Genomic DNA, 14504 nt, shown 5'->3' on the forward strand with positions numbered 1-14504 from the left:
AAATTGAGAACAGATACGATAGAATGAGTAATGGACATAGTGAGATTTCCTTTCTGTAATTTGTGGTGATTTTATTGTAACGGAAATTCTTACCTATGTCTCTTTTTTTATGCTCAAGAAAAAAAGGCTTTGGTTTCCACCAACACCAAAATTTATAGAACCTTTTTTTCTTTCTTTTCTTGAAATAAAAGTGAAAATTAAATGAAAGGGATTTCAAGAGGAATTGATAAAGTGACAACCTTGTGATAAAATAAAGTTGTCACATAGATGGAGAAAGAAATGAGGAGGGATAAAGATGATTGAGATAAAGAACATCGTAAAACAATATAATGGCGTACCCGTAATCAATAACTTGAATCTGACGGTTAACGATGGAGAATTCGTCGTTTTAATCGGACCTTCTGGCTGCGGAAAGACAACAACTCTGAAAATGATCAACCGATTAATCGAAGCAGATTCCGGGGATATTCTGATCAATGGAAAAAGCATACATGAACTGAACGGTGAAAAGCTGCGGCGGAATATCGGATATGTCATTCAACAAATCGGTTTGTTTCCCAACATGACTGTAGAAGAAAATATTTGCGTTGTTCCTAAACTGCTGAAATGGTCAAAAGAGGAGATGAGCCAGCGGACTCACGAATTGCTTGAGCTGGTGCACATGCCTTATGAAGAAAATGCCAAGAAATATCCCAATGAGCTCAGCGGTGGTCAGCAGCAGCGAATCGGCGTACTTCGGGCTCTTGCGGCAAAACCACCGGTAATCCTGATGGATGAACCGTTTGGAGCCTTGGATCCGATCACCCGCGATACGCTGCAGGATGAAGTTAAAGCGCTGCAGAAAAGTTTGGGCATCACAATTATCTTTGTTACTCACGATATGGATGAAGCGATTAAAATGGGCGACCGGATCATTTTCATGGATAAAGGCGTGATCCAGCAGGATGCCGCTCCTGAAGAAATGCTGCGGCACCCGGCCAATGAAATTGTCCGGAATTTCATGGGCAAACACAGCGCGGCTTACCGCAGCCAGGGAGAAGATATGACCTGCGAAAGCTTGATGAAAAAGCGTGTCTACACGACAACTGAAAACCGCAAGACATTGGAATGTATTGAAATGATGAGCCACCGCGAAGTTGATTCTCTTGTCATTACCGACGAATCCCATCACTTCAAAGGCGTCGTCACGATTGACATGCTGAAAAGCGAAGGCGTCGCCGGCGAATCTGTTGGCAAGGTTATGCGTACGGACTATCCGACGGTTCATCTGCAGGATGAAGCCCGCAAGGCCTTTGACTGGCTGACAAAAACCAATTTGCCGTATGTTCTGGTCGTCGATAATGAAAATGTAGTGAAAGGTATCATCACCAAGACGAGCATGTCAAAAGCGCTGGCGAGTGTAGTTTGGGGTGATCAGGGATGATGGAATGGGCGAACCGGTATGGCGCGGATCTGATTCAAGCCATAATCACACATCTCTATTACGTTTTGATTCCGGTTGCGCTCGGCTTTGTGATCGCCGTAATTCTCGGTGTCCTGCTGAGCCGGGTTCCTAAGATTTCAGGTTATATTCTGCCAGTTCTGTCCGTATTCCAGACGATCCCGGGAATTGTCTTCGTCGGTATTTTGTTCCTTTATGTAGGGATGGTACCGGCGACGGTCTTGATCGCGCTGACAATTTACGCGGTCTTTCCGATTCTGAAGAACACCTATGTCGGTCTGCTGAACGTCGATGAAAAAGTGAAAGAAGCCGCCCGCGGCTGCGGGATGTCGCCGCTGCAGATTTTGATCAAGATTGAATTGCCGCTGGCAATGCCGAATATCTTTGTCGGGCTTCGGCTGTCAACGATTTATACTGTCAGCTGGGCGGTGCTGGCCGCGATGATCGGTTTGGGCGGCCTGGGTGATTTTATCTACCGGGGCGTAGGAACCAATAACAACATGCTGATTTTGACAGGCGCCATTCCGGCGGCAATTCTGGCGCTGAGTCTGGGCGCGTTGGTGGATTGGATTCAAAAACGGCTGACGCCGCGAGGGTTAGGAGGGAAGCGCGGATGAGTATAAATGTCATTGTGGATCATCTCAGCGTCGTTGTGGCGGCCATCTGCCTGACCTTGGTGTTTGGCCTGCCGTGCGGAATTTTGGCTTATTTTAACAAGACCTTCAAAGTCGTGATCTTTAAAATCACGGATGTGCTGCAGACGATTCCGTCGTTGGCGCTGTTAGGCATCATTATGATTTTCTTAGGCGGCAATAAGCTGACGGTCGTCGTCGGGTTGTTCCTCTATTCCCTGCTTCCGGTCGTTCGCAACACGTATACCGGATTGTCCGGCATCGATCCGGCGGTGAAGGAAGCGGCCAAAGGGATGGGGATGGGCAAGCTGTATCAGCTGATTCATGTAGAACTGCCGATCGCCTTCCCGGTCATCTTTACCGGGATCCGCATCGCGGTGATCAATCAGATCAGCGCGGCGGTTTTCGGAACCTTTGTCGGCGGCGGCGGTCTGGGGACAGTGATCTACCGCGGCATGGCCAATATGAATATGAAACTGATTTTGTTCGGAACCGTTTCACTGATGATCATGGCGGTCTTCTTCGACACGCTGATGGGCTTCATTGAGAAACGGCTTTATGCAAGAACCCGATAAGAAAGGAAGGGAAGATGATGAAAAAAGGACTAGCCTTATTGTTGACGCTCTGCCTGCTGCTGATCCCGGGCTGCAGTTCCAAAAAAGAAAATGTAATCAAGATTGTCGACGGCCGCGTTACGGAACAGAAGCTGGTGCATCGAATGATCAAGATGTTGGTGGAGGACCGTACGGATCTGACCGTCAGTATCGGCGAGGAGATGACCGCGGTCAACGCTTACAATGAAATGAAAAAACGGGTCTATGACGTGTATATGAGCTATGACGGCACGGTGCTGACGACATTCCTGCACCGGGATCCGTCGGAAGTGCCGGCCGGTTCCACCTTGTTTGATTATACAAACGAGTTGTTTCAGGAACAGGATAAACTTGTCATGGTGAATAAGCTGGGGCTGGACAATACCTATGCCGTCGCAGTTCCGAAAGAAATTCAATCCAAGTACAATCTAAAAACAATTACCGATCTGGTTGCCGTCGCTCCGGAATTGGTCTTCAGCGCAGAACATGAATTTTTTGACGATGAAGGCACAATGAAATTTGATCCGTTTACTACTTTTTACGGCCTGACGTTTAAAAACACGCGGCCGGTTGATCTGAGCCTTAAATATTCGACAATGGAAAGCGGCAATGCGGATGTTACCGTCGCGTATGCCACCGATGGCCGGAATAAAAAAGTTCAGCTGCAGATTCTGGAAGATGATCAGCATTTCTTCCCGGAATATAACGGCGTCATCGTTGTGCAGGAAGATTTGTTCGAGCGTGTAAAAGCGATTGCACCGGATCTGGAAGCGACACTGCACTTGTTGGATAATATCTTTACGAATGAATCGATGACTGATTTGAGCTATCAGGTTGACATTGAAGAAAAGAATCCCGACGATGTTGCGCGGCAGTTCCTGATCGATCAAGGGTTATTAAAATAACGAGACTTGAGCAGGTCGCAAAGATGGACAGAAAACGACAGATAACTATTCCGGGATCATTAAAAGTTACATGTGCGAATGTATAATCCAATTTAACGGGAAAGAGTCAATTTGCTTCTGATTCAATCAGAAACGATGGATAACCAAGAAAAGCACGGATTTCAAGATGGCCTCCGGGTCACCGCGATTTCCGTGCTTTTTTATGGACTTCATGCGTTTTAATCAGATGAATTGCCGCAGCTGAACAATCAAGGCGTCCCGCTGATCCTGCAATGCTGGATTCTCCGGTTGCTGGCGCAGCGCTTCTTCCAGAGAAATCAGCCGCATCTGCAGGATTGTTTTTTCCAAAGGCGGCTTCGAAGTTCGGGTCGTTGACCAATCCTCCACCGCCAGGGAGATCAGCTTCTGATTTTCAAAGCGCAGCAGCTGTGTGCAGGTTTGACGAATGAGAGCCGGATCATGAGAAATAAGAATCACACATTGTCCCGCCGTCTGAAGCAGCTGAGTCAGTGCCTGAATCGAGGGCAGATCGAGGTAATGCGTCGGTTCGTCCAGAATTAACATGTTGCATGCCGAACAAAACAGGCAGACCAGGGCCAGCCGGACCCGCTCGCCACTGCTGAGAACGGCCGCTTTTTTGTTTAAAGTATCCTGCGGAAATAACATCCGGCTTAAAACGGTGCGGATCACTTCTTCTTTCTGAACACTGAGCCGCAGCGCGTTCTGCAGGATCGTTTCGTCAGGATTTAATAAATCCAGCTGTTGATCATGACTGACCAGAATGAAACTGTCCAGCGTTGCCAGCTGAGCTTCGAACGTCTGCCGGCTGGGCAAATCCAGATGAGTAGTCGGCTCATCCAGAAACGCCAGAGCGGCGGGTTGTGTAAAAAAAGCTTGCAGCCGGGCCGCGGTTTGCTGGTCCTGACTCATTATGGAAAGGGAAGGCGTGATTTCCTCAGGCAGCGGCTGCTGATGAAAGAAACGGATCGGTACAGGATTGATGATCACGCCCTGATCGGGTTCGCATTCCCGGGCCAAGAGTTTGAGCAATGTTGTTTTTCCGCAGCCATTTGCCCCGATCAACCCAATTTTATCGCCGGTATGAATCTCAAACTGATCAAGTTGGAATAGAATTTCGCCGCGAAAACGCTGGACGAGATGAGCGACTGAACAAAGCAACATAAGATTTCCTCCTTATTTTCAAAGGAGCGGACATCGTTGAAAAAACCTTCCCCTGATTCGATTTTTTTTTCTTTCCAAGAATCGCCTGTAACGATGAAATCGGATCCCAATGAATTTTAAAAAGCAGCCTGATGAAAAATGCAGAAATGAAAGGAAGCGCCGTCCGACACACCGCGAATCATGTAAGCTTTGACTTGTATCTTATGATCAGACGGATTAGAAACGCGTCTCAGATTTCTGACCGCACGGGAATTCCCCGGGATCAGAATGAAATGAATAAGAATGAATCGCACCACTCCAAACAACAAAGCGTGGGTTCAGGCAATATGAAAAATAGGAATCAAATTCATCAGAATGATCTGAAATTACAGTGGGAATGACCCGCAAACTGGAACTGGAAGCGCATGAAAAAAGAATTCGATGGTCCGCTCAGGCATGGCAAAACAGCCGGTGCCGAATGATATGGTTTTCAGGGGACTATCGAATTCTCATGATGGTTTTTCCTTTTCTCTTTCGTTAATTTCATTATAGGAAGCAGGGAGATGAAAGTCAACGGACATTCGCTGCGAGATCGGCAGAACGTTATGGTATAATAATTCCAGAAAGAGAAAGAATGGAGGGAGTTTTAATGCAGAGAAAATCAATCGTCCTGACGGGCAAGGCTCAGGCTGAATGCCAATGTGAGGATTTCCAGTTTGACGCTGCCGAGCTTAAAACCAATGAAGCCGTTATTGAAACGTCAATGTCCTTAATCAGCGCGGGAACAGAGCTGTCGCGGGTCTATGCGATCAAACAGGGGTTCAGTTATCCGGTGTATCCGGGATATTCGGCGATCGGAACCGTTTTGGCGAAGGGGAAGGGCCTGACGTCGCTGAATGTCGGCGACCGGGTTTTCTATTCTGGTCCGCATGCTTCGGTCAACCGCTTTTCCCATGTCGGAACGACGCAGGGCGATAAAATTATGAAGATCGACGATCGGCTGAGCGACAAACAGGCTTGTATCATTCCGCTGGGACTGATTGCGATGAATGTGATCACGGCGTGCGAGGGAAAGCTGACCGATACCGCCGCGGTGTACGGATTGGGAACGATCGGCATTTTGACCGCACTGCTTCTGAAGCAGGCGGGACTTCGTGTTTTAGCGCTGGATCCGGTGGCTTCCCGCTGTGAGGAAGCCCGCGCCTTGGGATTAGAGGAAGTGTTCAGCTGTTCCCCGCAGGAACAGGTCGAACAGATCAGGCAGCTGACGCAGGGCCGAGGCAGCGATATCAGCGTGGACGCGAGCGGGATTTCCGGGGCGATCGTCAACGCCGTTCTCGGCTCGGCGAAGCATGGACAGGTGATTCTGTTAGGTTCGCCGCGGGCTTCCTATACCTGCGATATCACGCCGGTGCTCAATGCGATCCACATGAAAATGCTGAATGTCAAGGGAGCGTTCAATGAGCTGAATCCCTTCCCGGTAACCGATGGTTTGCGGCGGAATGTGCTGCGGGATTTTGAGACGGTTCAGCGGTTGATTTTAAACGGTGTTTTTGACGCGGAGAAGCTGATCAGCCATGTGATCAAACCGGATCAGATCATGGAAGCTTACCATGGCTTGATGTTTGAAAAGGAAACGTGGCATTGCGTTGCGATTGATTGGAAAGCGGATTGAATTTTATCGCTGCGTTATAATTCAAACCAGTTAAGAAACGGTATTCAAGGTGAGACTGAGAACAACCAAAGCGGATTGTGATCCTCGCGCAAAGAGGAGAGAAGCGTGAAATTAAGGGGAATGAAGGAATGAAAACAGCGTTTTTAGATCGTGACGGGACGATCAACCGGGACTACCCGGACGTGGAATGGAAAGGCAAAACGGAGCCGGAGCTGATCGACGGGGCAATGGAAGGGCTGCGCTTTTTACAGGATCAGGGATATGCTTTGATCATGATCACCAACCAATATCTGATTGACGAAGGAATCATCACGTTCGCCGATTATCAGAATTTCACCGACCGCTTAGTTTGGCGATTAGCGCAGCAGGGGATTCATCTGCAGGATATTTTCTTCTGCCCGCACCGCCGCGATGCCGGCTGCCGTTGTTGTAAGCCGAAACCGGGGATGATTGAACAGGCGCTGGCAAAATATCCGGAGATTGATTTGAAGCAGTCAATTTTAATCGGGGATTCAGCCGGAGACCGCGAGTTAGCCCGGTCGCTGGCGATTACATTTTATGAAATTGCGGATGAAGGGCGGCATCCAAGGAAGAATTGGAAGGCAGTTTATGCGCTGGGCCGATGAAGCGCTGGATCAGGCGATCCAAGAACGGAGAGCCCGCTGGCTTTCTGCGTTTGCGATTCAGGCGCAGCCGCTGCGGTAGGAGATTTTATTAGCGATCGACGAATGTGATCCGGCAGCCTGGAAGCAGAAACGAATTCTGCGGCTGAGCTGGGCAGAAGGAAAGACCCGAATTATGAAAATCACGCAGGAAGCGCAGGTGACTCCGGATCAGATTGAAGCTCGCTGCGCCTTCTGCGAAGCGCTTCATCAAGGCGGCGTGCGGACAATCCGCTATCTGAAAACAAAATCCGGATATTGTCTTGAGGATGAGGGCTACTTGATTACGCTGGAGGAAGACGCCGGTCCGGCTTTGAAAAAAATCAGTCTTGCTCTCGCTGCGAAAATTGGTGCACTGACAGCGCAGATGCACAAAACAGCGCTGGCGATGGAGCTGCATCTGCCCTATTCGACAATCTTTGAACCGATGGGACGGAATGAAGTCAATGCTCTGCCGCTGTTTTCACAATGGATTCAGCAGGGAAGGCTGGATTGCTGGATTAACCTTGTCCGGCAGAGCGTCCGGGAGAGAATCCGCACGGAAGCGGCGCTGGATTGGGTATGGGATTCGCTGCCTCACGCTGCGTGTCAGGGCGATTTATCCCTTGGCAATCTGGGGTGTACGGCAGAGGGAGATTTAATTATATTTGATTATAATATTGCCGGAGAAGCGGTCATGGTTTCCGATATGATTCTGGAAGGGTTATTGATCTTCCGCGAATATGAAACGGAAGATCAAGCGTCGGCTGAAGCTTGCTTCCAAAACTATGTCCGCGCTTATTGCAAGGTTAGGCCGCTGACGGAAAAGGAGCGCATTGCGGCGGAACTGCTTTATTCGCTGAATTCGGCCTTCTGGTTTACCTGGATCGCCTATCGTGAAACTTTGCTGGAAAAAGCGCTGGCACAGAATGCGGCGGAGGCAGTCGAAAAGCATCTTCATCGAATTCTGGCAGAGCTCACAGCCAGGAACTTTTCAACCTTCTTGGAAGAATCAGAAAGAACTTAAGATAACGGAAGAGAAAAACGGAGATAGGAAAAAAAGATCACAACGGGTCAAGGATCTGGCGGTGCTCTTTTTTATGGCCAAATGGCAAGCACTTGTCATTTGAGATTACTGGTAAAAGCTTTGGGAAAAGAAGTAAATTGGATTTCTGATCAAAACCTGTATATGTTATGAAAGTCTTGGAAAAGTAAGTGAGGAAGAAGGATTTATTTCCTTGATGATGAAGGTCTCTTTGATTTTATCTGACAAGTGATGAAGCCCTGAGGACTGAAACCGGCAGTGGAAAAACTCGACGCCTTGATTGATCATCGCCGCTGAAGGATCAAGAACGGCAGTTCTGCATCTTTCTATCGAGAAATATTGGCTTTATAAAAATCTGTTGAATTTGATCAATCAGGTTAATCAGGTTTTAACTGCGGACAGGGATTAAAAGATTCTCTCTTGCCTTTTTAAGTATGCGCTGAGGTCTGGATGATTTGAGCAGCACAAGATCAAAGTTCAGGAAGAAAAACAAGTGCTTTGGAAGTTGCTTGCCGGATTTTGCTTTCATTGCAGGGACAAGCGCAGTCTGATCATGAACATGAATGCGTAGCGCATCGTTTATCTGTGAAAATTCAGAAATAAAAAATGGAAGATTTTGCGGAGGCTGCCGAAAAAGCAGGATCTTTTTAAGAGTTTGAAAATTATATTTTCTCATACTTCTGCAACGTTTCTATATTCAGGCAAATAAATGGATCTAATCACCGCTTTTTATGCGAATTTAACCAAAAAAATAGGAAGCCGTTTTCGAAACATTCCCATTTTTAACTTTTTGTATTTTTTTATCAGTTTCCAGCAAGGCAGACTGTTTTTATGCGTTTTCGTACTTTTCCTGCAACTGATCCCAGAACGGAAAGGTGAGACCCAGCTCCTGCTCCAACGCATGCAGGCGGGGGATTTCCCGCCGGATCAGCATCTTATAATTGAACACATGATCCAAGACGTCCGCGTCTTTCAGCACTTCGTCAAGGGGCGTCTGGATGTGTTCCTTGTCGCTGTGGCGCTGAACAGCCAATGCGATCTGTTCCTGCTGCTGAGGTGTGCCCAGCTGCAGATCGCTTAAAATCCGTAAGGTGAGCGCCGCGCCTTTGCGGGCGTGATCCTCATGCTCGCCGGTAAGATAGGTTGAAATATCATGAAGCAACCCCGCCAGTTCCGCCGCTTCGCTGTCTACGCTTCGTTTCATCGCTAACATCGCTGCGAAATGAGCGGTTCCCAATAGATGCGTGTAAACCGCGCGGCGCTGCTGAAATAAAAACGGATCGGGAATTGCCGCTTCGATCCATTGTTGAAGAATTTCTGACTTTTCCATGGTGTTCCTCCTGGTTTGATAAATTGTAAAAATCTGGTTTCACTGCGATTCTCGGCGAAGTTCGCAATGCTTGCCGGCTGTTGCAATGAAAATAATAATAGGCGATGTATGTCACGTCAACCCCCGCGTTTGCCTTTTTTGAATTGCCGCGTGAAGTTATCCCGCGCAGTCAAAGCACCTGCGGATTTTCGTCGATAAAGCAATAACCCTTGCCCCACACGCTTTGCAGCAGCTGCGGATCGGCGGGATCCTGCTCGATCTTCTTGCGCAGATTGTGAATGTGAACGACAACGGTCCGGTGATCGCCATAGCTGGATTTGCCCCAGATATGATTGTAAAGCTCACTGGCTTTAAAGCACTGTCCGGCATGCTGCATCAGAAACGCCAGAATCTTAAATTCCATCGGGACTAACGGATAGCACGTTCCGTCCGTTTTCGTCAGCTTATGGGTTTGAGCGTTGAGCGTGAACGAAGCGCAGCGCAGCTCGTTGACGGTCTTCTTTTGTTGGCGGTCATTCCGCCAGCGGCGCAGATTTGCCTGAATCCGGGCGTGGAGAATCTCGTTGTCAAACGGCTTCACGATGTAATCATCCCCGCCCTGCTGCAAAGCTGATATAATAGTGTTATTGTCATCCAGGCAGCTGATAAACAGAATCGGGCAGTCGTGCCATTGCCGCAGCTGCGCGCAGAGGTCGATCCCGCTCTGATCCGGAAGCCCGACGTCCAGCAGAATAATATCGTAGGCGTCGCGCGCTAAAAACAGCGCTTCCTCAGCACTGGCGGCGCTGACGACTTCGTACAGGTTGTCCTGGCTGAGATAATAACGGATGATGCGGGCGATTTCTTTATCGTCCTCTACGATCAATACACGATCCATGATGATCACCTGAACTCATTATAAAGGAGCGATGCCGGATGTTCAAACGATTTAGGGTACTTGTGTTGTTTTTCGCCTTACTGCTGCTGCCGCTGGGGCTTTTTCTGCACATCAACCATAACACCGCGGCTCTGGCGGAACAGGATGAAATTCCGATTTCGATTGAAACCCGGCCAATGCGGCTTGTCAGCGGAATGAGTGCGGATCAGCAGCGCTGTTCGATCACGCTGAAAGTGCCGGCAGCGGTGCAGCCGTTGACCTTGATTCTGGATAATGCGGGACCGGTTCAGGTCTGGGTTAACGATCAGTTAATCTATCTTTCCTCGAGTCAGGATCCTTATCAGCGGATTCAATTTGTCAGACTGCCGCAGGCAGAGGGTACGCTGACCCTTTCGCTGGCTCCCAGCGAGCTGCAGCGCAACGACGCGGTGTCGACATCGCAGCCCTATTCCCCGCCGGGTATGCTGCTGGCAGGGCCGCAGGCGGCGCTTTCCGCTTCGCATGTCGCCTTCGGCATCACGATGTTTTATGCCGGCTTTTATTTGCTGCTGATGATGTCCTCGCTGACGTTGTTCCAAAAGAAAAAGGAAGAAACATATCTGCTGTTGTTGGCTGCGGCTTCGCTGGTTTCGCTGCTGCGGGTGCTCGTTTTGTCTGCTTTCCCCTTGTTTCCATTGAGTTATGCGCAGTGTTCTTTGATCATGCCGGGAATCTTTTTGATGACGACCTTGTGCCAGCTGCTGATCATCATGATGCTGCTGAAGCCGGCGATTCCCGCGCGGCTGCAGGTAGTGTTTACGCCGCGTATTCTGACGGCAGGTTTTGTTATGTTGATGCTGCTTCAATATATCACCCCGGAAGGGGTGGAAACGTTGATTCGGATTCTGGCTGTGATTCCCCTTCTGATTCTGTTTGTCCGCGCTGATCAACGCCATCTTCCGGGAACCTTTCCGCTGGTATGCGGATATGCAGTGTGGGAAAGCATACTTTTCTTTTATTATTTAATCTATAACCGCGGGGCGATGCAGGCGGGCGAGCTGATGATCGTCTACATGCTGCCGCAGTTTGGCTTTTTGTTCTTTATGATGATGGCGGCATTGGTGATCAATCGTAAATTTGCCGCAAAATTTGATGAATCAGAATCGCTGAACCGGGAACTGGAACAGATGAACACGAATCTGGATCGTCTTGTGGATGAAAGGACGCAGCAGCTGCAGAAGGAACAGGCGCAGAAGCAGCGGATGATCATGAAGGTGCTGCATGATGTGCGCTCCCCGATCTTTGTTCTAAAAGGCTGTCTTCAGCAGATGGAGGCGAAGGATGAGGGACAGCAGCGGAACTTGTCGACGATGCGCCAGCGCTTAGAGGTGCTGGAAGGTCTGAGCGACGATTTGTTTTTAAGCGTCAAGCTGGAAAATCATGAGCTGGCATTCGTCTTTGACGAGGTATGTTTGAACGACTTGCTGACACATCTGACGGAAGCCCATCAGGTCAGCGCCCGGCAGAAACAGATCCGGATGAATCTGATTTTGCCGAAGCAAGCTGTTTGGGTGTGGGCGGATGATCTGCGGCTGCAGCGGGTGTTTGATAATCTGCTGCGCAACGCTCTCGCGCATACGCCTGGAGGCGGGCAGATCGACTGTGTCTGCTCGATCAGGGGGGATCAAATAGAAATCCGGATTCAGGATACCGGAGAAGGGATCGATCCGGAAGAACTGCCGCAGTTATTCGATGCTTTTTATACCGGCAACCGATCGCAGGGGAGTGGTCTGGGCTTGGCAATTGCCCGGGAAATTGTCGAAGCGCACCGCGGAATGATTGAAGTCGAAGCGACAAGCAAGGAAGGTACAGTGTTCCTTGTGCGGTTAAAGATGTTAAATTCCACTTCGGATTCTATGATAAAATAATCTCATAAGGAGGGCTTTGACAATGAAAATTGCGGGATTTACCTCGATCAGCGACGATAATAAGCGGACGCTTGGACTTTTCATAAAGATAGAACGGGAAAGCCAGGGATTGTCGCAAAAAGAATTGATCAATGATGCAGATCAGAAACAAATCTGTTCTGTATCAACCCTTCATCGGATCGAAACTGGACAAATTATAAAAGATGATGTCATTTATCACGAGTTGATTCAGCGGCTGGGATATTCGTTCCAAGAAAATGCTAGGTTAGACAAAGTGCTGCCGGACTTAAATCAGCAATGCCTGCATTATTTCGAAACTTTAGATTTATCGGAAGCGGAAATGATTTTAGATCGTGTTCATGCTTTATTTAAAACTTCTTCTTTCTATTATAATCAATTAAAGCAATGTTACTTGGATTTGATTCACATCAGTCTCAATAAAGAAAAGCTTTCAGACAGTAAATATAAATGGTATCAAATGATGAGAAACGTTGTTCCAAGTCCTTTGAATGTTTTATTGCTGCATCTTTGTTTTTGTCATTCGATGAATTATTTGCAGAGCTTAAAAGAAATTATCAGCTACGAAAAAGAACTGGAGTTTTGCGATCATTATTTAATAATAAAATTTGATTTGCTGTATGTCTTGAAATATAAAGGAAATTATGGAAAACTCATTGAATTAATGAATGAAGTTCGTGAAGAATGTGAAATGAAGAATTTGCCAAATCAACAGTTGAAATGTTTATCATTTTTAGTTGGCACAGCCTGTATCATTGACACTTTTGATATTCATTTTAAACTCAATGATACTTTAAGGAGCAATTTATGAATTTTTTTAGCAGAGCTTTGAAATCAATGTGCCGAGTTAAAAGTCGAACATTGTTAATAAGCTTTATATTCTTTGTTATAAGTTTTTTAATTTTGGTTGGCATCAGCGTTTTATATGCCAGTGAAAACGCAGTTGCACTGGCAAAATCAGAGATGAATCCGATCGTGATTGTAAAACCCTCATTGGATAAAAATTCATATCTTGATATTCGAAATAATAATTTAATGATTTCTGAAAAATTAGAAATGATTATTCAGGATGAACATGTTGTGGCTTGGAATCAAAGTGTTGTGATGAACCAGAAAAGTGTTGATTTTGATAGCTATACCGTGATGGAAGATAATATTGGTTCAACTTCTCTCTACTATGAAATGAATGTTTCTTTGTCGGGAAACAGAACGTCGGATTTAATTGAATTTCATAATGGATCTTATGATTTGACCGAGGGGCGGTTTTATAATGAGGAAGAATTAAGATATCATGATTATGTTTGCGTCATTGATGAGAAATTAGCAGAAGCTAATGGAATAAAGGTTGGAGATAAGATCGTTACACAAAGTTTTATAAGTTCGTCAGATGATGAAAAACCTGACTTTGAATATTTTTATAATTCGTGGAAAGTGATTGGAGTTTATCGCCATTGTACAACAACAATCCTCAGTTTAGTGAAACAAGACAAGTCATTTATGATCAAGAGCTTCAAGAAAATACGATTTTAGTCCCAGGGACAACTTTGGCAGAGATTTGTACGGCTTATGCTAACAGAACAGAAATAATTCTCAGTGAACATGAAAATTCTGAGCCTATTTGTTGGGAGGAAGCAGATCAATACAATTCAGAAATCATTTTAATGTTAGATAGCCCAGAACATCTGGAACCCTTTATTAAAGAGTACAGTGAGGCCGGCGATGGAATTTATACATTAGAAAGCAATAACGCTCTATATGAAAAATATGGGAAACCACTAAATGTGATCCGGTATTTTGCGCTTATCATTTTAGCAGTAGTTGTGGGTAACGGAATTCTTCTTATTATGATATTAACCGCACTTCAGATTCAGGATCGAAAAAAAGAGATGGGTATTTTTTTGTCCGTTGGCATTCCACGATATAAAATTATAATCCAATTTTTTGTTGAAATGGTTTTAGAAATGCTCATAGGGGCCTGCATGGCGGGAATAGCGGCGTTATGTATCGTAAAACCATTGAACGATCAGCTTTTAACGTTGACCATTGTTCAGAAACAAACAGGATTTCTCGACGCTGATAAAGATATTTCGTATTCAGAGTCAGAAAAATATTTTAGTGAAGTCAGTTCGGAAAAGATTTTAGATCAATTTCGAGTTCAATTAACAGAGAAAGAAATCGTCACTTGTTTGATCTGCGAATGTGGTATTCTGCTGATGAGCTTATGCTTAATAAGCTCTAAAGTTTTAACAATGAAACCAAAGAAAATTTTAACCTGAGAA

15 protein-coding genes are annotated in these 14504 nt (G+C 46.6%); 11 read left to right on the forward strand and 4 right to left on the reverse strand.

Annotated elements, in window-relative coordinates:
- Window positions 1-295 precede the first annotated feature (295 nt).
- From I2G61_RS10090 to I2G61_RS10105, 4 genes are read left to right on the forward strand one after another with little or no spacing between them, the layout of a single operon-like run.
- A complete protein-coding gene (locus tag I2G61_RS10090) occupies window positions 296-1423 on the forward strand; it encodes an ABC transporter ATP-binding protein (protein WP_072684727.1) in 1128 nt (375 codons plus the stop codon).
- Complete coding sequence (locus I2G61_RS10095) at window positions 1420-2058, forward strand: ABC transporter permease (protein WP_006060979.1); 639 nt, start codon at window positions 1420-1422, stop codon at window positions 2056-2058. The genes I2G61_RS10090 and I2G61_RS10095 overlap by 4 nt, the downstream gene beginning before the upstream one ends.
- Window positions 2055-2648, forward strand: coding sequence for an ABC transporter permease (locus I2G61_RS10100; RefSeq protein WP_006060978.1), 594 nt, complete (start codon window positions 2055-2057; stop codon window positions 2646-2648). The genes I2G61_RS10095 and I2G61_RS10100 overlap by 4 nt, the downstream gene beginning before the upstream one ends.
- A 17-nt stretch (window positions 2649-2665) precedes the next feature.
- Entirely contained in the window at window positions 2666-3571 is a 906-nt protein-coding gene (locus I2G61_RS10105) for a glycine betaine ABC transporter substrate-binding protein (protein ID WP_229100737.1), read from the forward strand.
- A gap of 222 nt (window positions 3572-3793) precedes the next feature.
- Here the strand turns inward: I2G61_RS10105 and I2G61_RS10110 are convergent, their stop codons facing one another.
- Window positions 3794-4753, reverse strand: a complete 960-nt coding sequence (locus I2G61_RS10110) for an ATP-binding cassette domain-containing protein (RefSeq protein ID WP_195548239.1) — start codon at window positions 4751-4753, stop codon at window positions 3794-3796.
- 628 nt (window positions 4754-5381) lie between these two features.
- On the opposite strand from I2G61_RS10110, the gene I2G61_RS10115 reads away from it, so the two are divergent.
- The 3 genes from I2G61_RS10115 (at window position 5382) to I2G61_RS10125 (ending at window position 8075) form a co-directional block, all read left to right on the forward strand.
- Entirely contained in the window at window positions 5382-6407 is a 1026-nt protein-coding gene (locus I2G61_RS10115) for a zinc-binding alcohol dehydrogenase (RefSeq protein WP_195396029.1), read from the forward strand.
- 128 nt (window positions 6408-6535) lie between these two features.
- Window positions 6536-7033 carry an HAD-IIIA family hydrolase gene (locus I2G61_RS10120; protein ID WP_195396030.1) on the forward strand — a complete coding sequence of 166 codons (498 nt, stop codon included), beginning with the start codon at window positions 6536-6538 and terminating at the stop codon, window positions 7031-7033.
- Window positions 7034-7205: 172 nt separating this feature from the next.
- Window positions 7206-8075: a hypothetical protein gene (locus tag I2G61_RS10125; RefSeq protein ID WP_195396031.1), complete on the forward strand. Its 870-nt coding sequence runs from the start codon at window positions 7206-7208 to the stop codon at window positions 8073-8075.
- A gap of 406 nt (window positions 8076-8481) precedes the next feature.
- Here I2G61_RS10125 and I2G61_RS10130 read toward each other — a convergent pair whose 3' ends face one another.
- From I2G61_RS10130 to I2G61_RS10140, 3 genes are all read right to left on the reverse strand, one after another.
- Window positions 8482-8769: a hypothetical protein gene (locus tag I2G61_RS10130; protein WP_195396032.1), complete on the reverse strand. Its 288-nt coding sequence runs from the start codon at window positions 8767-8769 to the stop codon at window positions 8482-8484.
- Between the two features lie 153 nt (window positions 8770-8922).
- Window positions 8923-9423 (reverse strand): HD domain-containing protein, encoded by a 501-nt coding sequence (locus tag I2G61_RS10135; protein WP_195548240.1) that lies wholly within the window; start codon window positions 9421-9423, stop codon window positions 8923-8925.
- Window positions 9424-9592: 169 nt separating this feature from the next.
- On the reverse strand, window positions 9593-10300 hold the full coding sequence (locus I2G61_RS10140; RefSeq protein ID WP_195548241.1) for a response regulator transcription factor: 708 nt from the start codon (window positions 10298-10300) through the stop codon (window positions 9593-9595).
- Between the two features lie 38 nt (window positions 10301-10338).
- Here I2G61_RS10140 and I2G61_RS10145 point away from each other — a divergent pair, with 38 nt between their 5' ends.
- The 4 genes from I2G61_RS10145 to I2G61_RS10160 are packed head-to-tail and all read left to right on the forward strand — an operon-like array spanning window position 10339 to window position 14501.
- The gene (locus I2G61_RS10145; protein ID WP_195548242.1) at window positions 10339-12207 is read left to right on the forward strand and encodes a cell wall metabolism sensor histidine kinase WalK; all 1869 of its coding nucleotides are present in this window, start codon (window positions 10339-10341) and stop codon (window positions 12205-12207) included.
- A gap of 22 nt (window positions 12208-12229) precedes the next feature.
- On the forward strand, window positions 12230-13036 hold the full coding sequence (locus I2G61_RS10150; protein WP_195548243.1) for a helix-turn-helix domain-containing protein: 807 nt from the start codon (window positions 12230-12232) through the stop codon (window positions 13034-13036).
- On the forward strand, window positions 13033-13755 hold the full coding sequence (locus I2G61_RS10155; protein ID WP_195548244.1) for an ABC transporter permease: 723 nt from the start codon (window positions 13033-13035) through the stop codon (window positions 13753-13755). Before I2G61_RS10150 ends, I2G61_RS10155 begins: the two co-directional genes overlap by 4 nt.
- A complete protein-coding gene (locus tag I2G61_RS10160) occupies window positions 13677-14501 on the forward strand; it encodes an FtsX-like permease family protein (RefSeq protein ID WP_195548245.1) in 825 nt (274 codons plus the stop codon). The genes I2G61_RS10155 and I2G61_RS10160 overlap by 79 nt, the downstream gene beginning before the upstream one ends.
- Window positions 14502-14504 lie beyond the last annotated feature (3 nt).

Source organism: Holdemania sp. 1001095H_141210_F2, from assembly GCF_015558105.1.
In the GTDB taxonomy this organism is placed as follows: Bacteria; Bacillota_I; Bacilli_A; order Erysipelotrichales; family Erysipelotrichaceae; genus Holdemania.

Bases quoted from the DNA above. Each gene is read 5' to 3' on its own strand.
- I2G61_RS10145 (WP_195548242.1), top strand. From the start codon at position 10,339: ATGTTCAAACGATTTAGGGTACTTGTGTTGTTTTTCGCCTTACTGCTG.
- I2G61_RS10110 (WP_195548239.1), bottom strand. From the start codon at position 4,753: ATGTTGCTTTGTTCAGTCGCTCATCTCGTCCAGCGTTTTCGCGGCGAA.
- I2G61_RS10125 (WP_195396031.1), top strand. From the start codon at position 7,206: ATGAAAATCACGCAGGAAGCGCAGGTGACTCCGGATCAGATTGAAGCT.
- I2G61_RS10105 (WP_229100737.1), top strand. From the start codon at position 2,666: ATGAAAAAAGGACTAGCCTTATTGTTGACGCTCTGCCTGCTGCTGATC.
- I2G61_RS10140 (WP_195548241.1), bottom strand. From the start codon at position 10,300: ATGGATCGTGTATTGATCGTAGAGGACGATAAAGAAATCGCCCGCATC.
- I2G61_RS10135 (WP_195548240.1), bottom strand. From the start codon at position 9,423: ATGGAAAAGTCAGAAATTCTTCAACAATGGATCGAAGCGGCAATTCCC.
- I2G61_RS10095 (WP_006060979.1), top strand. From the start codon at position 1,420: ATGATGGAATGGGCGAACCGGTATGGCGCGGATCTGATTCAAGCCATA.
- I2G61_RS10120 (WP_195396030.1), top strand. From the start codon at position 6,536: ATGAAAACAGCGTTTTTAGATCGTGACGGGACGATCAACCGGGACTAC.
- I2G61_RS10115 (WP_195396029.1), top strand. From the start codon at position 5,382: ATGCAGAGAAAATCAATCGTCCTGACGGGCAAGGCTCAGGCTGAATGC.
- I2G61_RS10150 (WP_195548243.1), top strand. From the start codon at position 12,230: ATGAAAATTGCGGGATTTACCTCGATCAGCGACGATAATAAGCGGACG.
- I2G61_RS10100 (WP_006060978.1), top strand. From the start codon at position 2,055: ATGAGTATAAATGTCATTGTGGATCATCTCAGCGTCGTTGTGGCGGCC.
- I2G61_RS10130 (WP_195396032.1), bottom strand. From the start codon at position 8,769: ATGAGAAAATATAATTTTCAAACTCTTAAAAAGATCCTGCTTTTTCGG.
- I2G61_RS10155 (WP_195548244.1), top strand. From the start codon at position 13,033: ATGAATTTTTTTAGCAGAGCTTTGAAATCAATGTGCCGAGTTAAAAGT.
- I2G61_RS10090 (WP_072684727.1), top strand. From the start codon at position 296: ATGATTGAGATAAAGAACATCGTAAAACAATATAATGGCGTACCCGTA.